The 20,439-nt window shown below is 47.9% G+C and carries 18 protein-coding genes; 13 read left to right on the forward strand and 5 right to left on the reverse strand.

Translation table 11 applies throughout. The features are described from left to right. The first annotated feature begins 58 nt into the window (after positions 1-58). Entirely contained in the window at positions 59-694 is a 636-nt protein-coding gene (locus PJDR2_RS07625; protein WP_015843087.1) for an HAD family hydrolase, read from the forward strand. 174 nt (positions 695-868) lie between these two features. Here PJDR2_RS07625 and PJDR2_RS07630 read toward each other — a convergent pair whose 3' ends face one another. Next, positions 869-1,282 (reverse strand): MerR family transcriptional regulator, encoded by a 414-nt coding sequence (locus PJDR2_RS07630; RefSeq protein WP_015843088.1) that lies wholly within the window; start codon positions 1,280-1,282, stop codon positions 869-871. Between the two features lie 135 nt (positions 1,283-1,417). Between PJDR2_RS07630 and PJDR2_RS07635 the strand changes: the two genes are divergently transcribed. Both PJDR2_RS07635 and PJDR2_RS07640 read left to right on the forward strand, forming a co-directional pair. Further along, positions 1,418-2,233: an SDR family NAD(P)-dependent oxidoreductase gene (locus PJDR2_RS07635; protein ID WP_015843089.1), complete on the forward strand. Its 816-nt coding sequence runs from the start codon at positions 1,418-1,420 to the stop codon at positions 2,231-2,233. Positions 2,234-2,343: 110 nt separating this feature from the next. Then, positions 2,344-3,000, forward strand: coding sequence for an NAD(P)-dependent oxidoreductase (locus tag PJDR2_RS07640; protein ID WP_015843090.1), 657 nt, complete (start codon positions 2,344-2,346; stop codon positions 2,998-3,000). 323 nt (positions 3,001-3,323) lie between these two features. Here PJDR2_RS07640 and PJDR2_RS07645 read toward each other — a convergent pair whose 3' ends face one another. Continuing rightward, complete coding sequence (locus PJDR2_RS07645) at positions 3,324-3,833, reverse strand: dihydrofolate reductase family protein (protein WP_015843091.1); 510 nt, start codon at positions 3,831-3,833, stop codon at positions 3,324-3,326. Further along, positions 3,830-4,720, reverse strand: a complete 891-nt coding sequence (locus PJDR2_RS07650; protein ID WP_015843092.1) for an alpha/beta fold hydrolase — start codon at positions 4,718-4,720, stop codon at positions 3,830-3,832. Before PJDR2_RS07650 ends, PJDR2_RS07645 begins: the two co-directional genes overlap by 4 nt. Before the next feature lie 136 nt (positions 4,721-4,856). Here PJDR2_RS07650 and PJDR2_RS07655 point away from each other — a divergent pair, with 136 nt between their 5' ends. Further along, complete coding sequence (locus PJDR2_RS07655; RefSeq protein WP_015843093.1) at positions 4,857-5,198, forward strand: winged helix-turn-helix transcriptional regulator; 342 nt, start codon at positions 4,857-4,859, stop codon at positions 5,196-5,198. A 442-nt stretch (positions 5,199-5,640) separates the two neighbouring features. On the opposite strand, the gene PJDR2_RS07660 is transcribed toward PJDR2_RS07655, so the two are convergent. Further along, on the reverse strand, positions 5,641-6,660 hold the full coding sequence (locus PJDR2_RS07660) for an alpha/beta fold hydrolase (RefSeq protein ID WP_015843094.1): 1,020 nt from the start codon (positions 6,658-6,660) through the stop codon (positions 5,641-5,643). A gap of 144 nt (positions 6,661-6,804) precedes the next feature. Here PJDR2_RS07660 and PJDR2_RS07665 point away from each other — a divergent pair, with 144 nt between their 5' ends. From PJDR2_RS07665 to PJDR2_RS07685, 5 genes are all read left to right on the forward strand, one after another. Beyond that, positions 6,805-7,713, forward strand: coding sequence for a LysR family transcriptional regulator (locus PJDR2_RS07665; RefSeq protein WP_015843095.1), 909 nt, complete (start codon positions 6,805-6,807; stop codon positions 7,711-7,713). A gap of 294 nt (positions 7,714-8,007) precedes the next feature. Then, complete coding sequence (locus PJDR2_RS07670; RefSeq protein WP_015843096.1) at positions 8,008-8,838, forward strand: vWA domain-containing protein; 831 nt, start codon at positions 8,008-8,010, stop codon at positions 8,836-8,838. 10 nt (positions 8,839-8,848) lie between these two features. Further along, positions 8,849-9,622 (forward strand): protein phosphatase 2C domain-containing protein, encoded by a 774-nt coding sequence (locus PJDR2_RS07675; RefSeq protein WP_015843097.1) that lies wholly within the window; start codon positions 8,849-8,851, stop codon positions 9,620-9,622. Positions 9,623-9,627: 5 nt separating this feature from the next. Then, complete coding sequence (locus PJDR2_RS31795; RefSeq protein WP_049790030.1) at positions 9,628-11,829, forward strand: hypothetical protein; 2,202 nt, start codon at positions 9,628-9,630, stop codon at positions 11,827-11,829. 224 nt (positions 11,830-12,053) lie between these two features. Next, positions 12,054-13,031, forward strand: a complete 978-nt coding sequence (locus tag PJDR2_RS07685; RefSeq protein WP_015843099.1) for an aldo/keto reductase — start codon at positions 12,054-12,056, stop codon at positions 13,029-13,031. A gap of 70 nt (positions 13,032-13,101) precedes the next feature. Here PJDR2_RS07685 and PJDR2_RS31800 read toward each other — a convergent pair whose 3' ends face one another. Then, complete coding sequence (locus PJDR2_RS31800) at positions 13,102-13,530, reverse strand: NUDIX hydrolase (RefSeq protein ID WP_015843100.1); 429 nt, start codon at positions 13,528-13,530, stop codon at positions 13,102-13,104. Between the two features lie 117 nt (positions 13,531-13,647). Here PJDR2_RS31800 and PJDR2_RS07695 point away from each other — a divergent pair, with 117 nt between their 5' ends. The 4 genes from PJDR2_RS07695 (at position 13,648) to PJDR2_RS07710 (ending at position 20,420) form a co-directional block, all read left to right on the forward strand. Then, a complete protein-coding gene (locus PJDR2_RS07695; RefSeq protein ID WP_015843101.1) occupies positions 13,648-16,521 on the forward strand; it encodes a family 78 glycoside hydrolase catalytic domain in 2,874 nt (957 codons plus the stop codon). 336 nt (positions 16,522-16,857) lie between these two features. Further along, positions 16,858-17,787: an ABC transporter permease gene (locus PJDR2_RS07700; protein WP_416202269.1), complete on the forward strand. Its 930-nt coding sequence runs from the start codon at positions 16,858-16,860 to the stop codon at positions 17,785-17,787. Between the two features lie 44 nt (positions 17,788-17,831). Next, positions 17,832-18,740, forward strand: coding sequence for a carbohydrate ABC transporter permease (locus PJDR2_RS07705; RefSeq protein ID WP_015843103.1), 909 nt, complete (start codon positions 17,832-17,834; stop codon positions 18,738-18,740). A gap of 42 nt (positions 18,741-18,782) precedes the next feature. Next, complete coding sequence (locus PJDR2_RS07710) at positions 18,783-20,420, forward strand: extracellular solute-binding protein (protein ID WP_015843104.1); 1,638 nt, start codon at positions 18,783-18,785, stop codon at positions 20,418-20,420. The last annotated feature ends 19 nt before the right edge of the window (positions 20,421-20,439 follow it).

Consider the following 20,439-nt stretch of genomic DNA (forward strand, 5'->3'; position numbering starts at 1 on the left):
ATCAATTTATTGTCAAAGTAATACATTGTTAGGGTAATGGACAAAGGAGACCGAAACAATGAAAAAGTACATCCTCTTCGATCATGATGGTGTTCTGGTTGATACGGAATTCTGGTATTACAAAGCGGGAGCACGCGCTCTGGCTGATATCGGGTTTACTTTGGATAAAGGTCAATACCTTCGCGATATGACCCAGTCATTGGGCACTTGGTCCCAAGCTAGGGCGGCAGGTATTGATGAGCAGATCATCAGCAAGCAGCGTGAGGTGCGCAACTTCTATTATCAGGAATATCTAAGAACAGAAGCTATAGAGATCGAAGGTGTAGTTGAAACTCTAGCCGAGCTGTCAAAGTACGTTCGCATGGCGATCGTGACGACTGCAAAACGTGTGGATTTTCAACTTATTCATGAAAAGCGTCAGATTAGACAATTCATGGAATTCGTCCTTGTTCGTGAAGACTATGGGCGCACCAAGCCGCACCCGGAACCATACTTGACTGGTTTAGAGCGTTTCGGTGCTACCAAAGAAGAGACCCTGGTTGTAGAGGATTCAAACAGAGGATTGAACTCAGCCGTGGCGGCTGGTATCGACTGTGCTATTGTACATAATGACTTCACAAAAACACATGACTTCACAAAAGCCAGCTATCGAATCAAGACTCTGATTGAACTAAAGGATATTATCTTCAATTGATAATAACCCAAGGAGCTTAAGTTAACGAGGAACGTTAGTTAAGAACAACAAGATGGCAGCTGACAGATGATCAGCTGCCATTTTTGTTGTAGTAAGGGCAGTTTAACGTAATGGAAACTATTTTTGCTGGTTGACGCAATTTTTATCCAAAGAGCTTTTTCATCGTGTATTCAGCTAGATATTAATTCTAAGTCGTAATTCCTCCATCATGGCCTCAGCTTCCTGCGGATCTTCAGTCAGCAGCTTCCTGTACGTCAGCATCCAATTCAGCGTTACAAGCATATGATCGTATTCGTCCTTCTTACGCTCGATCTCATTGATCTTCTGAAGAATCCATTCTATTACTTCTTGGTTCGTGCGTGCGTTCGTATCGTAATCCTGCAAAATCGTCTTCAGTTCAGCTAATGAGCAGCCGATGCCTTGAAATTTCTTAATCAGCTTTAACCGCCCAATTGCTTCGTCTGAGTAGTTGCGATAATTATTCTTCTCTCGCTGAATATGCCTGCTGTCAAGCAAACCTTCCTTCTCATAAAAACGAATGGTGTGGGGGGTTAGACCCATCAAGTCTGCTAATTCTTGAATTTTCATATGAATTCATACCTCCAAACGCTTGCTTTAGAGTTTACTTTATAGTTTAGACTGGGGTCATATCTTAGTCAAATGGGACTAAGGAGCAGATCTGGAGCAAGGACATTATTTCACAAAATAAGGGAGCGAAAGAGTATGAATACATTTGTAATTACGGGGGGGAATAGCGGTGTTGGCCTGCAGTCGGCTAAAGATCTTATTGACGCAGGCAATCGCGTAATTATTTTGGGGCGTGATAAACAAAAAGGTGAGAAAGCAATGGCATCTTTTGGCGATGCGCGCAATCGAGCGGTTTTTCTCTCGGTGGATCTCGCGACTCACGATGGAGTCAGAGATGCGGCACGAAAGATCAGTGAAATAACCGACAAGATCGACGGATTGTTACACTCGGCGGGCATTTTTGATCCGAGAGACATCAGAACAAAGGACGGTCTCCCGCTTTTTTTCGCTTTGGCTTACTTTAGCCGTTATCACCTAACTCAGCTCCTGCTGCCAAAACTTCTTAAGGCAGACCATCCTCGGGTAATAATGATGGTGGGCACAGTGAATAAGGTTCCCAAATTCGACATCAAGAAATTCCAATCCTTCGAAAAATTCAATTTCTGGACGATGACGCTTCCGATCGTTGGCGCATGCATGTATTATGCAAACTATCTTACCAAGACTCATCCTAAGATTTTCGCGGGATGTACAACCCCTGGAGTTGCTCGAACGGAAATCTTTAAAAATGCGCCATGGTATTTCAGAGCCTGCGTCGCAGTGGCACGACCTTTTCTCAACTCCGTCGAATTGGCGGCTCGCAACCCTGTTCAGGCACTCCTGGAGGGCAAAGGGACATCGGCTTACATGTGGAACAAGCCTGGTAATTTTCAACGCAAGTTTGCCATCGAAGTGAATAAAGAGGATCAAAGGGCTCTTATTGATATTTCGCACAAACTCACCGGAGCATGAGATCTATATGGTACTTTGTGAAGATAAAAAAATGCAAATTATTAAAAAACTAATTGTAAGGAACAAATAATCCGTACTTTCTGAGTCTCTTTTTGGAGGGATCATTATCATTGAAAAATTCAAAATCAACATTTTTGGTATTTGGTGCAACCGGTAGAACTGGCCAACACTTTGTTTCCATAGCGCTTAAAGAGGGTCATAAAGTAAAAGCCTTAGTTAGAAATCCAGAAAAAGTTAAAATGCAAAATATAAATTTAGAGCTAATCAAAGGTTCCGTAACAAATTGTGGAAATATTGACGAATTATTAGATGGAGTCGACTTAGTAATCTGTATGATTGGAAATGCTCAGGAACAAAATAAGGCGCCAATCAATACTATCTTTATTAAGAAGCTTATCCCAGCTATGCGGCGACAAGGTGTAAAACGTTTCTTATATCAGGCCGGAGGACTCACTCGACGATATAAAGAAAGACTCCCTTTTGTGACTTGGATTCTTAGGAATACTGTAGCTAGATATAACGGTCTTCTCGGTCAGCATAAAGATAATGAAACTGTAATTGAATATTTAGTTGAAGAAGCACAAGATGTGGATTGGATTGTGCATAGGGCAGGCATAATCTCAAATGGTCCTTCGAAAGGAATATTGAAAAGAGATCGAACAAAGTTTAGTCTTGCAAACCATGTAGATATTGCTAAATATAACTTTCAGGTCATTAATGATGATTCTGCAATTCATACTTACGATTTGAGCTACTACAAAAAATAAACTGAAGTCCAACAGGGTACCAGTGCCTATATTCAAAGTTATGGCAAGAAGCCCGAAGTAGAGCAGTCGTAATATTGCCCAAGGAAGGTTCTTAAGAGAGAAGTTTTAAATTAATTCATTGCGGAGAACGATAGTTCAACAATACGACAGCAGCCGGCGCATTACGTCCGGTTGCTTTTTTTTTTGTTGAACGGGCAGGATATTTTAAGATCACTCGCGGTGATCCGTATCATATCCGTATCATAGATAAAGGCAAGTTTTTTGGAGATGACAAGCACTCTTAAAAGACCCTTGAAAAAGGGTCTTCATGCCGAGCAACGATTTTATCGTTGAATCGCATAATGCAGTTGGACGATACCACCGCCGAGGGGCTGACAGTTCAGCAGCTCCACATGCTTATATAAGTAGTTATCTTTGTCGATTAGAAGATTCAACCCCTTGCCTTCCATCACGGGCGCCACATTGAAAATCACTTCGTCTACAAGATTTTGGTTGAGGAATGAATTGTGAATTTCCGCGCCACCGCTAATGAGAGCGGTTTGATGGCCTTTTTGCCGCAGGTGGTTCAAGGCTTCCTCTGGCGATCTTACAACCGTTACGCCCGGGATATCCGAGGCGCTCTTAGAAATGATGACGATGTCGACTTCGCCAAAGGGACCTGGACCACCGTTGCCGCGCATACCTTCGAAAGTGCGGCGCCCGACAATGAAATTTCCCGCAGCTTTAGCGTGTGTCGCGAAGTCGTGCAACGCTTCTATCTTCGGTGGGTTATCTGGACCGGATTGCGCATAATTGCCATTGGCTGATAAGGTTGCCCATAAAATTGTTTTCATAGTAAAACTCCTCCTCTTACTCTCTTCCGTATTCTTCGAATTGCTGCAACTACCCGGTCCGGACGATCCTCTTGCACGTAGTGCGAGGCATCTTCCAGAATCTCGGTTTCGTTTAACGGCAAATATCTTTGCCATTTGGCCATCTGTTCGATCGGGAAGCCTGCGCTGTCTTTCGTTCCCCACAATATTTGAGCAGGCAAATCGGATAAATTCGACAACTTCGATTCAATGTCGGTAAGCCACTTTCGTGCCTTGCGGATCTGTCTTGGAAATACCCATGTCGGTATTCTGGACTTCGGAGTCGGGAACGGGTCGGTATAAGCTTTTCTCAAGCTATCCGTGACTTTCTCGGCATGGTGTATTCCGTGCGGAACAATGATTTTGGCGAAGAAGTTGCGCCGTGTTTGAAGCCAGCGACCGATTGGCCAACCTCCCATGGCGAGTGAAAACAATTTCATCGGCATAATTTCAGCAGGCCAGGCCCAAGTATTCATCACGACAATGCCGCGCAAGTTATTCCGATGCCGTACCGCGTAGTTCAGCCCGATCGGGCCTCCCCAATCCTGAACGACTACAATCATATCTTTCAGATCCAAATGGTTAATCAGATCTTGAATGGCTGCCGATTGCTCTTGCGGTGTAAAGCGGTAACCTGTAGGCGCCTTCGACATGCCGAATCCGGGGTAATCCGGAGCGACGAGTCGGAAATCCTCGCGAAGCTCTTTGATGACGTTCCGATAAAGATAAGACCATGTGGGGTTTCCGTGGAGGAGAAGAACCGTTGGTCCTTGCCCTTCATCGAGGTAATGAATATAACCGTCACGGTAAGGCAGCCAGCGATCAGTGAACGGGTACTCCATCGGATCCAATTCAAAGGGTCTATTCATGATGTGTCCTCCCTTCTTGAAAATAGAATATTTTTCCTCCCTCTTGGTTTACATCATAATTGCACCATGGTACTTTTGAAAAGTAGTTACATTTAAGTGCAATAGTTTCAAAAAATGAACTAAGGAGAGAAAGCCGATGATGGATCAATCCTGTCCAGGTGTCGTTGAACCGATCCTTGAGATTCTGGATGGAAAATGGACGCTTCTTCTCTTGTTCGAGCTAATTAACGGGACCCGACGGTTTGGGGAACTACGTCGTAAGCTGCAACCCATAAGTCCGAAAACGCTGACAGACCGTTTGCGGCTGTTAGAGGAGAAGGGACTCGTCACTCGTACGCTTTATCCTGGCGTACCGCTGCATGTCGAATATGAACTTACAGAGAGCGGGAAAGCTTTGCAGCCGATTTTTGCCGCGATGTGGTCGTGGACTCAGGAGCATGGGACCCTGCTCCGGGAGAATAGGAACGAAAGCGGCTAAGGAGCAGAAAAGGCGCTGTGATTTAAGGCCATCCGCTGAAGGATGGCCTTAAATCTTGCCGTTACAGACAGCGCGGTGTTCTCAACTAAAAATCCTCCCGTCCGGTATGCATGACTAAACGAACGGGAAACTATAGTTCAACTAATAAAGCTGCAGCAGATGGAAGGATCAGCTGCGGCTTTTGTTGAAATAAAGGGCAGGTTAATTGAATTTCTTGAACATACTACAGGTATGGGAACGAAAAAAAATAATAAGTATGATTTTCAAGATTCAAGAAACGCTACAGTTTCTTTTGTTTACAAAACCTAGCATCATTCAATTTGGATAAAAACTAGAATTGCAGCGTTCGCAAAATTCGTGAAAGCAAGTACGACCAAAGAAAAAGAGGTCAACCCAGTACATTCTGGTGACCTCAAATACGATTCGTTAGGTTGATGACGTTCTATTCGTCAGCGCTAAGTGACAACAAGTGCTTCAGATTGTCATCGATGAATTGATTATCGGAACTGTTGATACCGCGGCCGGCAAAGTGACCCCAGATTGACTGGATCGGGTTAAGACTAGCTTTAGGGATACGCGCAGCTTCATATGCATTATCGTCCGCTGTGCAGAAGAGATCGGTACTTCCCGGCATAATGCAAGCAAATGCCTTTATGCTTTTAAGTGCCTTATCAAAATCTCCGTTATAGGAAGAGTTGGCACTAATGTCTGCATGCTGGCCTGTCCATAACATGGCTAGGACGTTATGTGGATCCATATTCATAAAGCTATTTTCCCAGACACCAGCTACAAAATCCTCCAATGTGTCAAATCCCATCTCACGATAAAGCTCCTCTCGATAAAACGCATGTGATAATCCCCATCCCGCATACACCCGACCAACGGCGCGCATGTCTGCAGAAGTCAACTGGTTTAGTTTACTTGAGTCGAAGCCGACTGCAGATAGTAGTGAGGATTTTACACCTTCCAGCACTACATATGTGTGAGGCCAAGGTTTGGCGATACCTCCGAAAGGTGCAATCCGTTCGACTATCTCCGGGTAACTTGCCCCCCATTGAAATGCCTGAATGCCGCCCATGGACCATCCGACGACGAGAGCAATCTTCTGGATCCCGAATTTTTCGGTCAGTAGTTGATGCTGGAATCGTACGTTGTCATAGATAGTTACCTGTGGAAAGTTAGCCCGCTCGAATGGATGCGGCGTGTTGCTGGGAGAGGATGAAAGTCCATTCCCCAGCAAATTTGGAATGATAATAAAATATTTCTCTGGATCAAGTGCCATTCCGCTGCCAATGAGCCATTCATTCTGAACATGCTGATCTCCAAATGCCGTTGGATAGACAATCACATTATCTTTCTGTTCATTTAATTTTCCGTATGTTTTATAAGCAAGAAAAGCATTGGGTAACGTCACTCCTGATTGTAAAAGTACATCACCCAAATTAAAAATTTCATAATCCATCGTATGGTCGCTCCCTTCAAAATGAAAAACCACATGTTCACTGTGATCTCTTGTACTCAGTATAGAGTCGTGATACTCTCAATAAAAGTGAATAGAATTCAAGATAGCATTCAATATAATTGAAAGAAGAAAGAGGGGACTCCGATGGAATTGCGCCAACTGAATACGTTTTGCACGGTTGCTACAACATTGAATTTCACGCGGGCAGCAGAGGCGCTGAGCTATGTTCCTTCCAACGTCACCATGCAAATTAAAGCATTGGAAGAGGAGCTGGGTGTCCGCCTCTTTGATCGGTTGGGCAAGCAACTCGCGCTCACAACTGCGGGCAAACGCTTTTTAACGCATGCCCAAGGAGTTCTTGAAAAATTGGACGAAGCTCGCAGTGTTGTCCATGATAATGCACAACTAAGTGGGACTCTAACGATAAGTGCGAATGAAGTTATTTGCTCCTACCGGCTTCCTCCTGTCTTCCAACGGTTTCGTTCGCAACATCCCGGTGTTCGCCTGATCTTTCGCTCAGTTCCGAATCAAGAGCTTAAGCAAACGTTATTCGAGGGAACGACGGATATCGTTTATATGCTGGATGAACCTATTTGCTCAAGTGGACTTGTCGTGGAACCGCTCGTAGAAGAGAATTTCCGTTTGTTGGCTGCTCCAGATCATCCACTTGCTAAGCGAACTGTGCTAAAGTTGGAAGATTTTCATGAAGAAGTGTTTTTGACCAATGAAAAAGGTTGTCCATATCGAACGATGTTTGACCGATCTTTTGAGAAAGAAGGCATTGATAGCATTACGTATCTGGAGTTTCAAAGTGCTGAAGCAATTAAAAAATGTGCAATTTCTGGAATCGGTATTGCCTTTCTTCCTGAGATCGTCGTGGAAGCTGAAGTTGAACGCGGAGAACTTGTTGTCCTTCCATGGCAAATTCCGGATTTGCAGGTGTACACACAGATGTTGCGGCACAAAGACAAGTGGCTTTCCCCAATTATGTTATCTTTCATAGAAGCAACAAGGAATGTTTTTCATTTACAGAATGAGAATATAACCGAATAGCAATATCCAACCTATCATGTCTATTTTATACGCGTAAAAAAAAATAAGTTGAACCAAACAAATACTTGGGTTGCGACCGATCTGCTGTCAAACTTAATTTTAAGTGATCTCATATTCGATATAGAATCTGGATTTATTTTAATGCGGCATAAACCAATCTCGTAAACGGGGAGGGGTAAAATCCATAGAGTAAGCAGCTGCCGCAGTTCTTTTGCGCCAGCTGCTTTTTTATTGTTAATACTTTGTCCCCTTTCGAATAGGTATAAATATGTATCTATTATGAGGGGTGAGCGCATGTATTCAGCTGAAATCAGCCGTTCGAATCCATCGTGTATCTTGTTTATTATCGACCAATCCGGGTCGATGTCTGATCCGTTCGGGGCAAGCACGAAGTCCGAGAGCGTTTCGGACGCCATTAACCGGTTATTGCAAAATCTCGTTATCAAGTGCGCGAAGTCGGAAGGAATACGTGATTACTATCATGTCGGCGTAATTGGCTACGGCGCCGGTGTCGGTCCTGCGTTCGGAGGCGTTTTAGCGGGGAAAGAAGTGGTGCCGATTAGCGAAATTGCGGATAACCCGTCAAAGCTGGATAAGCGGTTGAAAAAAGTGCCGGATGGAGCAGGAGGACTGGTTGATCAACTCGTTAAGTTTCCGGTCTGGTTCGAGCCCGTAGCAAACGGAGGCACGCCGATGTGCGAAGCGATGAGAACGGCTCAAACCGTTCTGACTCAATGGATCAGTGAGTACACGCATTGTTTTCCGCCGGTTGTTATTCATATCACGGATGGGGAATCGACAGACGGCGATCCGACACTTGAAATGGAACAATTGAGAGCACTCTCGACCGATGACGGAAATGTACTGCTGTTCAACCTGCACATTTCCGATAGTCCAAGCGCGGTGGAGCTCCGTTTTCCGGAAACCGCGGATGCGCTGCCCGACGCGTATTCCAGGATGCTTTACGAAGGCTCAAGTTCCCTAACGCCTTTTATGATCCGAGTCGCCAATCAGGAATACGACTTGAATCTTTCTGACGGAGCGAGAGGTTTTGTGCTTAATGCGGATTTAACTCTCGTGATCCAGGCGCTTGATATCGGAACGCGTCCTGCCAATTTGCGATAGAGCTTCAGCTATGCGAATCGAAAGCGAATGTTTTTTATTGCCGAAGGCAGGAAATCGCACCGATGAATACGAGGATGCCTCCCATAGCAGCACGCATGTTCACAAGGAGACGACATGTTGCAGATTCGCTATAGCCGATGGGGCTAGTGAGTCCTCCTATGCTGAACTGTGGGCGAGATTGCTCGTAAAGGGTTATTGCCTTGGCAGATGGGGAGATAGGCAGATCCATAGATCAGTCTCTCCCTTATCGAAAGCCTGGCAGAAAAAAATAAGCGGCAAAAGTCTCCCCTGGTATGCGCAAGAGAAGCTCAGCAGCGGGGCGTTTTCCACATTGGCGGGGATCACGTTCCGATTTCCGATGGATGCCGAGTCCCCGGCATTTGACGCGATCGCGGTCGGCGACAGCTGTATTTTTCATGTTAGAGGGGATACGATGATCGCTTCCTTTCCTTTAAGCACAGCCGGTGATTTTGAGCGACGACCGGTTCTTATCTCGAGTAACGCGGTCAATAACGTCCAGCTTGATGCGTTTGTTCGCAGATGGAGCGGTACCGCCGAAGCGGGAGACGAGTTCTGGTTGATGACCGATGCCCTAGCCTGTTGGCTGTTGACTCGTTACAAGGAAGATAGCGGCGTAATAGGGATCATACAAAAGCTAGCTGGCGAGCATGACTTTAACCATCTCGTGCATGAAGAAAGACGGCGGCCTCATCGTGAAGGCTATTACTATCTTAGGAATGATGATGTTACGTTCATTCGTCTAAAACTGGTTAAAGGGAAGTGAGGCTATTGTTCTGGCCCACTCCGCAGGACTATAGGGAAGCCATCCAAAATCCGCGTATCTGCTTCAAGGACCCGGATCTGCAGGCCGGGCTTCCTGAATTGGATAAGCTCGGCCTCCCCCGTCCGATATCGGGAAGCTTCGCCAGCGTATACAAACTGAATTGTGGCGAGAGAGAGTGGGCGGTCAGGTGTTTCACTAACAATGTGAAGGATCAGAAGATCCGTTACGATGCCATCAGCTTGCATTTACGCTCCAATCCGCTTCCTTATCTCGTCCCATTCGAATATCTTTCCGAAGGCATCAACGTTAACGGTCAGTGGTTTCCGATCGTGAAAATGCAGTGGGTGGAAGGAGAATCGCTGCTCGACTACATGGGCCGAAATTTGCATCATGCCGACCTGCTGCAAGAACTCTCCGATAAATGGATAATAATGAACCGCGAGCTGTGCTCGGCCAATATTGGGCATGGCGACCTGCAGCACGGAAATATATTGATCCACAATAATGAAATCATTCTGATCGATTACGACGGGATGTATGTCCCCGCTTTAAACGGCATGCCAAGCAATGAGCTCGGTCATCGAAACTATCAACACCCGGGAAGGAATGAAGGACATTTCGGACCCTATATCGATCGCTTTTCGGCATGGGTAGTTTGGATATCGATCGCAGCTGTTCGTTCCGATCCCTCATTATGGCTTTCGCTTGAAGCGGGTGAGGCAGAGGAAAGCCTTCTATTTCGACGGAATGACTTTGTTAATCCGGATGCATCACGGGCGTTCGAATTACTGACGATGGTCGAAGAAGAAGCGGTACGAAAGTCGGCAAACGCCCTTCGCGCATTCGCGGCAATGGAAATGACGGAAGTGCCTAGACTCCCCGATCCCAATTCTGAGGGGAAGGAAATACAGCCTTCAAGCCTCCATAGCTCGGCCATCTCTAAAAATACGGCATTTAGAACTTCGCTAATCGTCTTGTATGATCGGGTCTTGAAGCGGAAGCCAAGGAAGGTTGCCGCCGTATCGCCGCCAGAAACTTCGTATTCCGGCGGCACGTCATGGGTCTTGGACCATATTACGTTGGAATCGGCGCCGCACCAGAAGAGATCAACGTATTTGATTTTGCAGGAAAGCTTCGTTTCCTACCTGATTTTACTCGCAGCAGCGATAGCCGCGGTTACTTTGTACAGCAGTGCCCCGGTCGCAGCGCTATTCTTCTGTTCGATTATAGGTTTTGGAACGGAGATGGCCTTTTTAAGCTGGCGTTATGGGAAGGTTCCTGCCGTCCGGGAAAAGAGAGCCGCGTTCGAAAACATCAAAAGGCTGGAGCTTGTCCTGGCCGAATCGAGAAGCGAATTGAACGAATTAAACGATAGCAAGCAAAAATTCAGTCAGATTGAAGAGGATTTGATATACGATTGCGTACAAAGGCTCGAGGATGCGACTTATCGGGAAAGGCATGCAAAGGAAGCGGTGGAGAAGGAGCTTCATATTCATTTAAACGGATTATTTGGCGAAAGACGGAACATTGACCATGAGGAAAAAACGGAGCTGTCCGGCAAATTGGCCTCGTTCCAAAAAACATGGCTGGAAGAGCAAATAATCAAACATAAGATAAGTCAGGAAAAAATTCCGGAGATCGACGATGAAATGAAACGCCTTTTAAGAACGAACGGAATTCGAACGCCGGCCGATTTTATGGACATTACGATCAATCAGTCCTATGGCCGCAAACAAATCGATAGGGCATATTTGATCTTGAAAAACGGCGGCTCGGTTCATGTAGGCATGAGCCGATCTCAAGCGAAGGCGCTGGTCGACTGGAAAAGAAAAATCGAACGCAAGTATCGAACTAAAATTCCCGTTGTCCTTCCTCACAGTGAAATCTCTGCCACAGCGTTAAAGTATAAGGATCGAAAGTCAAAATTAACCGATGCGGAACAAACGTATAAAAATGAAGCACAGGAAAGGCTAAATGTGATCATGCAGGCCCATCATCCTGAGCGGGATTCCTTGACGAGTGAATTGGAGAGTGCCAGAATCCGGCTTGAGAACGAGCTTCATCACTTTAATAGGCAGATCGATGAACGAAGTAAACGCCATTCAGACAAACTGGAGGAATATCGCGATCTAAACAAACGAATGGCATCGTACATGGATGTTCATTTTTTAAGGTACGTAAAGCAAGTATTCCTGTTTCGAGGGTAAACGACCATCATCCCTGGGATAGCATCCCCTTCCGGTAGCCGGGAGGGGATTTTTATAGTGGTTTAAGGCCAATTGTCTTCATATTGATGTCGTAATCTCACAGTATCCTGGAGTAACTAAGTAAATAATTTTTCACTTCTTATTCCGTAAATTCTCTAATGCTATAATGAATTGAATCATATGTTATATCAAATATTCATATTTCACACTTAGAGGTGATAGTCATGGAATACCGTGTACTAGGACGATCCGGTTTGAAGGTAAGCGAGATAAGCTTGGGCTGTTGGGCGATTGGCGGACCATCGTGGCGGGACGGTGAACCCGTCGGCTGGTCGGGCAACGATGACAACGAGTCTCTTGCGGGCTTGCGCAGAGCGCATGAGCTTGGCATTAACCATTTGGATACAGCGGATGTATACGGCGACGGTCATTCGGAGCGGGTAATCGGACAGTTTCTGAAGGATGTTCCTCGTGACTCCGTGATTGTAGCCTCCAAGGTAGGATGGTTCAGAGGAACCGCTCCTAACGCGATGCAGCCGGTACATATCCGCCATCAGCTGGAGCAGACTCTTGCGAATCTCGGAACGGATCATATTGATCTCTATTATTTCCATAATACGAACTTTGGCCCGGGCGACCGCTATCTGGAGGAAGCAGCCGACACGATGCGAGAGCTTCAGAAGGAAGGCAAGGTCCGCGTGATTGGCCAATCAGCTTACGGCTATGCCGATTTTATGCGGGTATGTCCGGTCACTCGTCCGGATGTGCTGCAGTTCCATTACAACGCCTTTGGCAATGAGTTTGATCGGGAAAGCACCAATCTGTTCCGCTGGGCGGAAGAGCAAAACCTCGGCATGGTCCTGTTCGGACCGCTTGCCCAAGGCTTGCTGCTGGATAAATTCGATCCGGAGCATCCTCCTAAGTTTGGAGAAGGGGATATCCGTTCAACAAACCAATCTTATTCGAAGGAACGCTTGCTCGAGATCCGCAGACAGCTTCAGCCTCTTAAAGAGCATTTCGGAGATAACACGCAGGATCTGGTCAGAGCAGCTATTCAATATGCCCTGGCACAATCTCCAAATGCATGCGTCATTCCCGGCTTCAAAAATATCCGCCAAGTGGAATCCAACGCGAAGGCGGCGGGAGAGCCGCTGACAACGCAGGAAGTAGAGCTTATCCAGCAAGCCCTTGGCAGAAAATAAGCAACAAAATAAAGCTCCCTCTAATGCCAGCGTGAGCTGGAAGCGAAGGAGCTTTGTTTTTTAACGGAAATCAAATCCATTGCCTAGGGCCAATGGTATGGAATAGAGTTTTACGGTTTGGATCTAACGCATGGAGAATTCGGTTGCTGGTAAAATCGCTGATTGGCCGCGGGAGATTACGGGGATCGCAATAGCGGCATTCGAGTATTTCCGGAGAGCTTGGTACGGGATGCTGATCTCCAACGATATCCGCCAAAAAGACAAAGTGGTGCATATCATATGCCGGGTCATAGTAGATCCCCGTTAACGCGCCAATCTCGACAGACAGCGCGGTCTCCTCGACCACTTCTCTTGCGGCGGTCTGCTGTGCGGATTCGTTAGCTTCCGATTTGCCTCCCGGCAAATCCCAATTATTCTTGCCATAACTATGCTTGACCAGCAACACCTTGCCTTCGGTATTTGTAATAATCGCTGCCGCGCCCATTAGCTTGTCCGACAAACCTATTCCCCCTTGATAGTTAAAGTATAATCTCTATTCATTTAACGCCAATAACTGGAATTAGGTTGCGAGGAAGAGGCAGTCGGAAAATGATTTTAATAGAACTAGGAGGAAAAGATGATGAAGGAAACGGCTTGGAAGGCTCAATGGATTTGGGGAGGGGAAGAGGAAAGCCCGCGCAACGAATGGCGCTGCTTCCGTTCGACGTTTGACGTGACTACAGCTGGAGCCGCCGATGCAAAGCTGCGAATTAGCGCGGATTCCAGATACGTCGCTTATGTGAACGGGGTGCAAATCGGCAGAGGTCCGGTCCGTTCTTGGCCGGAGGAGCAATTTTACGATACTTATTCCATCGGTCATTTACTTCAGCCCGGCGACAGGAATACGATTGCCGTTCTTGTGCTGCATTTTGGCGTAACCAACTTCTATTATTTGAGGGGGAAAGGCGGTCTGCTTGCGGAAATCGCTTCAGGTGATGAAGTGCTGGCAGCAACGGACTCGTCCTGGAAGACGGAGAAGCTGAGGGGCCATCATTCCGCGGCTCCGCGCATGTCCTGCCAGCAAGGCTTTGCTGAAATTTACGATGCGAGGGAATCGGATGGCGATTGGACGGGGACAACATTCGTCGACTCTTCATGGGCACAAGCTGCTGTTGCTGCGGAGGTTGGGGAAGGTCCATGGAAGAAGCTGATTCCCCGCGACATCCCGTTCCTGACGGAAGAAAAGCTGTATCCTTCCCGCATCGAGTCCCTGCAGCGGGTGAAGCCGCCTGCCTGGACGGCAGCTATCGACCTTCGGAACGCAATGGTTCCCGGTTCGGTGGAGCATGCCAATCCGATTCAATATATGGGCTACATCGCTACGACGATCTCGCTGGCTGAAGCCGGTAAAGCGACGGTTGGCATATTGCAATCCCGCGGCGAGAAGCTCTGGATCGACGGACAGCGGATTGAGAATAGCCATGGCAACGATCCGGAGCGTTACTATGAGGTAGAGCTGGTAGCCGGCGAGCATTTCCTCCTGCTTGATATTACCCAAGGGGATCATGGGGGAGCTTACCATGTGGCGATCCACTCGGAGCAGAAGTTCTCGCTTCATTCTCCCGATTCGGCCGGGGAGACGCCGTGGCTGCTTATTGGACCTTTTGATGATACGGAATACATTGATACGAGAGAAAACAGGCAGATAGACCGGAATGAGCCTAACTATATAAGAGCGGCAGGAGCCGCTTCGATGGAAGAACTGGCTGCCGTTCGGTCTTGGATCCGACCTCTGGACGGCATTTATTATACCGAGCAGGACGTATTTGGATCCAATGTATGGCGTCCTGAAGCCGAGCCGTACGCCTTGCCATCCGGTCTGAATGCTTGTCTGACGGCAGCGCGGGAATATGCGGTTATTCCGCGTTTCCGGGATGGGGATACGGAGCTCGTTATTGACCTTGGCAAGCAGCGTACCGGATTTTTTGGCTTCAAGATCGAAGCTCCGGCGGGTACGGTTGTGGATGTATACGGCCTTGAGTATTTAAAAGCCGATTTCCGCCAGCATACGTTTGGTCTCGATAATACGTTCAGATACGTCTGCCTGGAAGGCCGGCAGCAATACGAATCGCCGGTCCGGCGCGGATTCCGTTATGCGGTGCTGACCATAAGAGGAGCGGCAGGGCCTGTTAAGCTGCATGAAGTCTATATGGTGCAAAGCACTTATCCGGTTGCGGAAGCCGGAACATTCCATAGCTCCGATCCGCTGCTGAACGATATCTGGGCGATCAGCCAGCATACGACCCGGAATTGCATGGAGGATACGTTTGTGGACTGCCCTTCTTACGAGCAGACCTATTGGGTTGGAGACAGCCGCAACGAGGCATTGGTTAACTATTATGTTTTTGGCGAGTTGGACATCGTTAAACGCTGCTTGCGTCTTGTTCCGGGCTCGAAGGACAGATCCCCGCTATATATGGATCAGGTGCCAAGCGGCTGGACGAGTGTTATTCCCAACTGGACGTTCTTCTGGGTACTCGCGACGATGGAATATGTGGAGCATACGGCAGACAAGGCTTTTGCAGCCGAGATGTGGCCTGAGGTCCGCTTTACGCTTGAGCACTATTTGACTCACATCAATGCGCAAGGGCTGCTCGAAATGCGGGGCTGGAACCTGCTCGACTGGGCGCCGATTGACCAGCCGAACGAAGGAGTCGTTACCCATCAGAATCTGTTTCTGACGAAGACTCTCCGGCAGGCGGTACAAATGTCCGCCGAAGCAGGCAAAGCGGATGAAGGAGCATCTTTTGCTGAAGCGGCTGTATCATTGGAGCAAGCCATAAACGATCACTTATGGGATGAGGAGCGGGGAGCTTACCTCGATTGCATTCATGCTGACGGACGGCGCTCGGAAATCTATAGCATGCAGACGCAAGTCGTTGCATTATTGTGCGACATCGCTCAAGAGGAGCGCAGAGCAAAGCTGGAATCCTATCTTCTTCAACCGCCGGCTTCTTTTGTACAGATCGGCAGTCCCTTTATGTCATTCTTCTACTATGAAGCGCTGGAATCGATGCGGCATATCCCCGCCATGCTTGACGATATTCGCCGCAATTACGGCTTGATGATCGCAAACGATGCAACGACATGCTGGGAGATGTACCCAAACTTTACGGAAAACCGCGCCAATGCCGATCTGCTTACCCGCAGTCATTGTCATGCCTGGTCGGCGGGCCCGGCTTATTTCCTCGGCCGAAACGTGCTTGGCATCAAACGATTAGACAGCGGCTGGAGCAAAGTGAGAATCGAGCCTTCTCCATGCGACTTGAAATGGGCAAGAGGTGCCGTTCCGCTTCCAAACGGAGGAACCATCGAGGTTGACTGGAGCATCGCGGATGAGGTGATGTCCCTTCGAATCTTGGCTCCGGAGGATGTTGAGCTTGATGTTCGGCTGCCTGAAGCCCTAACCGGGAATGTATCCATTGTCAGAACGAAAAAGCTGCCCTTATAATAGTGAAAGCCGGGTCCTTGTTGACCCGGCTTTTCTTTGTCTTCAGTTAGATTCGAATATGTCAATTTTGACAAGGACAGGCTGGGCGCCTAATCCCGCTGCGAAAACAACATATTGTCCGATTGTCTGTAGAGATTGTCATCATCGCTCCGGCCTTGTCGGGTAGTGCTTTTCATGTTCACGAAAACGACATATTTACGTTGGCCGCTTCCATGCTCTATCCTCGGAAGTAAGCGCTGACAAGGACAAGCAAACGTTCCTTCGTGGCGAGAGCACTTTAACCCATTTGGAAGAGGTGATCCGATGCAAGATTCAAAGGCTGCCGCAACGGGCAGCATGGCGCTACGATCCGGGACATCGACCAAGCGGCTCGGAAAAAGGATCGTGCAAAACTGGGAATTGTACATTTTTGTTGCACCGGCGTTTTTCTACTTTCTAATCTTTTGTTACCTGCCGATGTACGGTGTCCAGATCGCGTTCAAATCGTTTATCCCGACTAAAGGAATAGTAGGAAGCCCTTGGGTTGGATTGGACCATTTTGACCGATTCTTCCATTCCTATTACTTCTGGGATTTGATCTGGAATACGCTGAGCGTTAGTCTCTATGATCTAGCGATTGGCTTTCCGATTCCGATCATACTGGCGCTGGCCTTTAATGAAGTACGCAACGGCTTTTTCAAAAAGATGGCCCAAACGGTCACCTATGCACCTCACTTCATATCGGTTGTCGTCATGGCCGGGATGATCATTTCTTTCCTGTCGCCGTCTACCGGAATTCTGGTTCATGTCATTCAATGGCTTGGGTTTGGCACACCGGAGTTTCTTACCGATCCCAAGTGGTTCAAGACGATGTACGTATTCTCGAATGTGTGGCAGAGCGCGGGCTGGGGGACGATCATTTATTTGGCCGCTTTATCCGGGGTGGATCCCGGACTTCATGAAGCAGCCATAATCGACGGGGCTTCGAGATTCCAGCGCATTCGCCACATTAATATACCCGTCTTGATTCCGACGATGACCATTCTTTTAATTTTGAACATGGGAAGCTTGTTTGGGGTCGGGTTCGAAAAGATCCTGTTGCTCCAAAATCCGCTTAATATGGAGTCTTCCGACGTCATCGCTACCTTCGTCTACCGTTCCGGTCTGGAAAATGCCCAATACAGCTTCTCGGCGGCGGTTGGCCTGTTTAATTCCGTCATAAACGCCATTCTGCTGATAGCCGTAAATCAGATCGTTCGCCGGACGAGCGAGAACAGCTTGTGGTAAAGTGAATGCTTACGAAGAAGAAGGAAGAAGGAGGCTGGAGACGAATGTTCCATGGCATCAAAGAGAGCAGGGGCGATAAAATTTTTCTCGCTTGCAATTACTTGTACGTTTTTCTCGCCTTTCTGATCGTCTTCTATCCGCTGGTGTATATGATCAGCGCATCCATCAGCGATCCGAAGGCCGTGGCTTCTGGAGAGATGTGGCTGTGGCCGAAAGGAATTACGTTAGAAGGCTACAAGATGGTGTTCAAGAACACCAATATCTGGATCGGTTACGAAAATACCATCATCTATACGGTGGTTGGGACGGCGATCAACTTGTTCGTGACGCTGCCGGCAGCTTACGCGCTAAGCCGCAGAGATTTCGTCGGTAGAAACTTTTTCATGGGCATGTTTATGGTCACCATGTTCTTCAGCGGTGGTCTGATCCCGACTTATCTCCTCGTGAAGGAACTAGGCATGATGAATTCGATGTGGGCGATTGTTCTTCCGTCCGCCGCATCCATCTGGAATATAATCGTGTCCCGCACCTTTTTTCAAAGCTCCATTCCGAAGGAGCTGCAGGAAGCCGCGCAGATTGACGGCTGCTCGAATATGCGGCTGTTTTTCAGAATCATTCTGCCGCTTTCGCTGCCGATCATCGCCGTAATGGCGTTGTTTTACGGGGTAGGCAATTGGAACAGTTATTTCTCGGCGCTGATTTATCTGAACGAGGCCGGGAAGTATCCGCTGCAGCTTGTTTTGCGTCAAATCCTGGTTCTTCAGGAGATGGGGGCGCAAGGAGGCGGAGCGATCGACATCTCTTCGGCAACGGCCATGAACAGCAAGGCGGAGATTGCGGCGCTCGTCAAATATGCCGTCATTATCGTCGCTACGATTCCGGTTATCGTTATTTATCCTTTCTTGCAGCGTTATTTCGTTCAGGGTGTAATGATCGGTTCCGTTAAGGGCTGATCTTCCCATATCATTCATTTTAAAAAAGGGAGTGTGTATTGCATGAACAGGATTTCCAGGGCATCATCCGTTATTCTCAGCGTTACCATGACAGCCAGCATACTGGCTGCATGCAGCTCTTCCAACGAGAACAACAATTCCGCTTCGCCATCCTCTTCTGCAAATTCTTCTTCACCTGAGGCTTCTACCGATAGCGGCGTAAAAAAAGACGGCTTTCCTATCGTTGACAAGCCGATCACTCTTAAGATGATGTCGCAGGACGTGGGCAAAGCAGACTGGAACACCATGCCGGCGTTAAAAGAAATGGAAAAGCTGACGAATATCAAGTTCACCTATCAATTGACGCCGCTGGACAGCTTCTCCACCAAGAAGAACCTCGTGTTCGCGAGCGGTGACCTGCCGGATGTCCTCTACGCTCCGGATTTGACGCCGGCTGAACAGGTGACGTACGGAACCCAAGGCGTGCTTATTCCGCTCGAGAAGTATATTGACGAAGGATACGCGCCAAATCTCAAGAAGATTTTCGACGAGCATCCGGACATCCGCAAATCGTTTACGACGCCTGACGGACATATGTATGCTCTCCCGTACATCGATCTATCGGCTATCTGGTATCGCAGTCCAATGTGGTACAACGGCAAATTCCTTAAGGCGTTAAACGTGACGGAGCTGCCGAAGACGACGGAGGAGCTATACAACTTCCTGAAGCGAGTGAGGGACGAGGATCCGAACGGGAACGGGAAGAAGGACGAAATTCCGCTCACTTCCGTGAAGCTTGACGATCTGCGCATGTTCTTCTTTGGATTCTGGGGTATGTATGACGAGAAGGTTTATGCCGACAAGGATGGCAAGGTTCACTACTCGCCGCAAGAGGAAGGCTACAAGGGTTACCTGACGTTCCTGAACCGCTTGTGGAATGAGAACCTGCTGGATCACGAGACCTTCTCTCAGACCTCCGACCAGAAAAAAGCGAAAGGCCAGAATAACCAGATCGCGGTGTTTAACGACTATTTCCCTTACTTTACCCTTGGCGGCGAGCCTAGCGGGGATAATCCGCTCATGACGCCGGTCAGCAGCGAAATCGCGGGATCGCCGGTCTATGGCATGCATCCGGGCATCTCCGCCAACGGAACGTTTGCCATCACAAGCAAGGACCCGAATCCGGAGGCTACCATGCGCTGGGTTGACTATCAATACAGCTACGAAGGCGCAACGCTTATGAACCAAGGACCTGAAGGCATGCTCTGGAAGTACAAGAATAAGGACACTCACGAGAAGGAATGGGTAGAGCTTCCGAACGGCCAGGAACGCGAAGATTTCAGAGGTACGCTTACTCCAAACTTTGGCATCTTGACTCCGGGCATCAAAATAAACGAATTAACGAATGGTCTTACAACCGAGTTTGATAATTGGATTCAAAAGGAAAGCGAAGAAAAGCTGAAGCCGATCGGCAAGGCTCCGTTCCCTAACGTTTATCTGACTAATGACGAGCAAAGCGAAATCACGTCCTTGCTGTCCGACCTCGACACTTACGTTCAGCAGATGGAAGCGAAGTTCGTGACGGGACAAGAGCCGATGTCGGGTTGGGACAAGTATTTGGCACAGGTCAAAAAGATGGGCGGAGACCGCATAACGGAAGTGTATCAAGGTGCGTACGACCGCTGGAAGTCGGGCAAGTAACAGGCAATAAGCCAACGAC

Source organism: Paenibacillus sp. JDR-2 (assembly GCF_000023585.1).
In the GTDB taxonomy this organism is placed as follows: domain Bacteria; phylum Bacillota; class Bacilli; order Paenibacillales; family Paenibacillaceae; genus Pristimantibacillus.

Coding starts and splice junctions, on each gene's coding strand:
- PJDR2_RS07625 (WP_015843087.1), top strand. CDS start 59: ATGAAAAAGTACATCCTCTTCGATCATGATGGTGTTCTGGTTGATACG.
- PJDR2_RS07630 (WP_015843088.1), bottom strand. CDS start 1,282: ATGAAAATTCAAGAATTAGCAGACTTGATGGGTCTAACCCCCCACACC.
- PJDR2_RS07635 (WP_015843089.1), top strand. CDS start 1,418: ATGAATACATTTGTAATTACGGGGGGGAATAGCGGTGTTGGCCTGCAG.
- PJDR2_RS07645 (WP_015843091.1), bottom strand. CDS start 3,833: ATGAAAACAATTTTATGGGCAACCTTATCAGCCAATGGCAATTATGCG.
- PJDR2_RS07650 (WP_015843092.1), bottom strand. CDS start 4,720: ATGAATAGACCCTTTGAATTGGATCCGATGGAGTACCCGTTCACTGAT.
- PJDR2_RS07655 (WP_015843093.1), top strand. CDS start 4,857: ATGATGGATCAATCCTGTCCAGGTGTCGTTGAACCGATCCTTGAGATT.
- PJDR2_RS07660 (WP_015843094.1), bottom strand. CDS start 6,660: ATGGATTATGAAATTTTTAATTTGGGTGATGTACTTTTACAATCAGGA.
- PJDR2_RS07665 (WP_015843095.1), top strand. CDS start 6,805: ATGGAATTGCGCCAACTGAATACGTTTTGCACGGTTGCTACAACATTG.
- PJDR2_RS07670 (WP_015843096.1), top strand. CDS start 8,008: ATGTATTCAGCTGAAATCAGCCGTTCGAATCCATCGTGTATCTTGTTT.
- PJDR2_RS07675 (WP_015843097.1), top strand. CDS start 8,849: ATGCGAATCGAAAGCGAATGTTTTTTATTGCCGAAGGCAGGAAATCGC.
- PJDR2_RS07685 (WP_015843099.1), top strand. CDS start 12,054: ATGGAATACCGTGTACTAGGACGATCCGGTTTGAAGGTAAGCGAGATA.
- PJDR2_RS07695 (WP_015843101.1), top strand. CDS start 13,648: ATGATGAAGGAAACGGCTTGGAAGGCTCAATGGATTTGGGGAGGGGAA.
- PJDR2_RS07700 (WP_416202269.1), top strand. CDS start 16,858: ATGGCGCTACGATCCGGGACATCGACCAAGCGGCTCGGAAAAAGGATC.
- PJDR2_RS07705 (WP_015843103.1), top strand. CDS start 17,832: ATGTTCCATGGCATCAAAGAGAGCAGGGGCGATAAAATTTTTCTCGCT.
- PJDR2_RS07710 (WP_015843104.1), top strand. CDS start 18,783: ATGAACAGGATTTCCAGGGCATCATCCGTTATTCTCAGCGTTACCATG.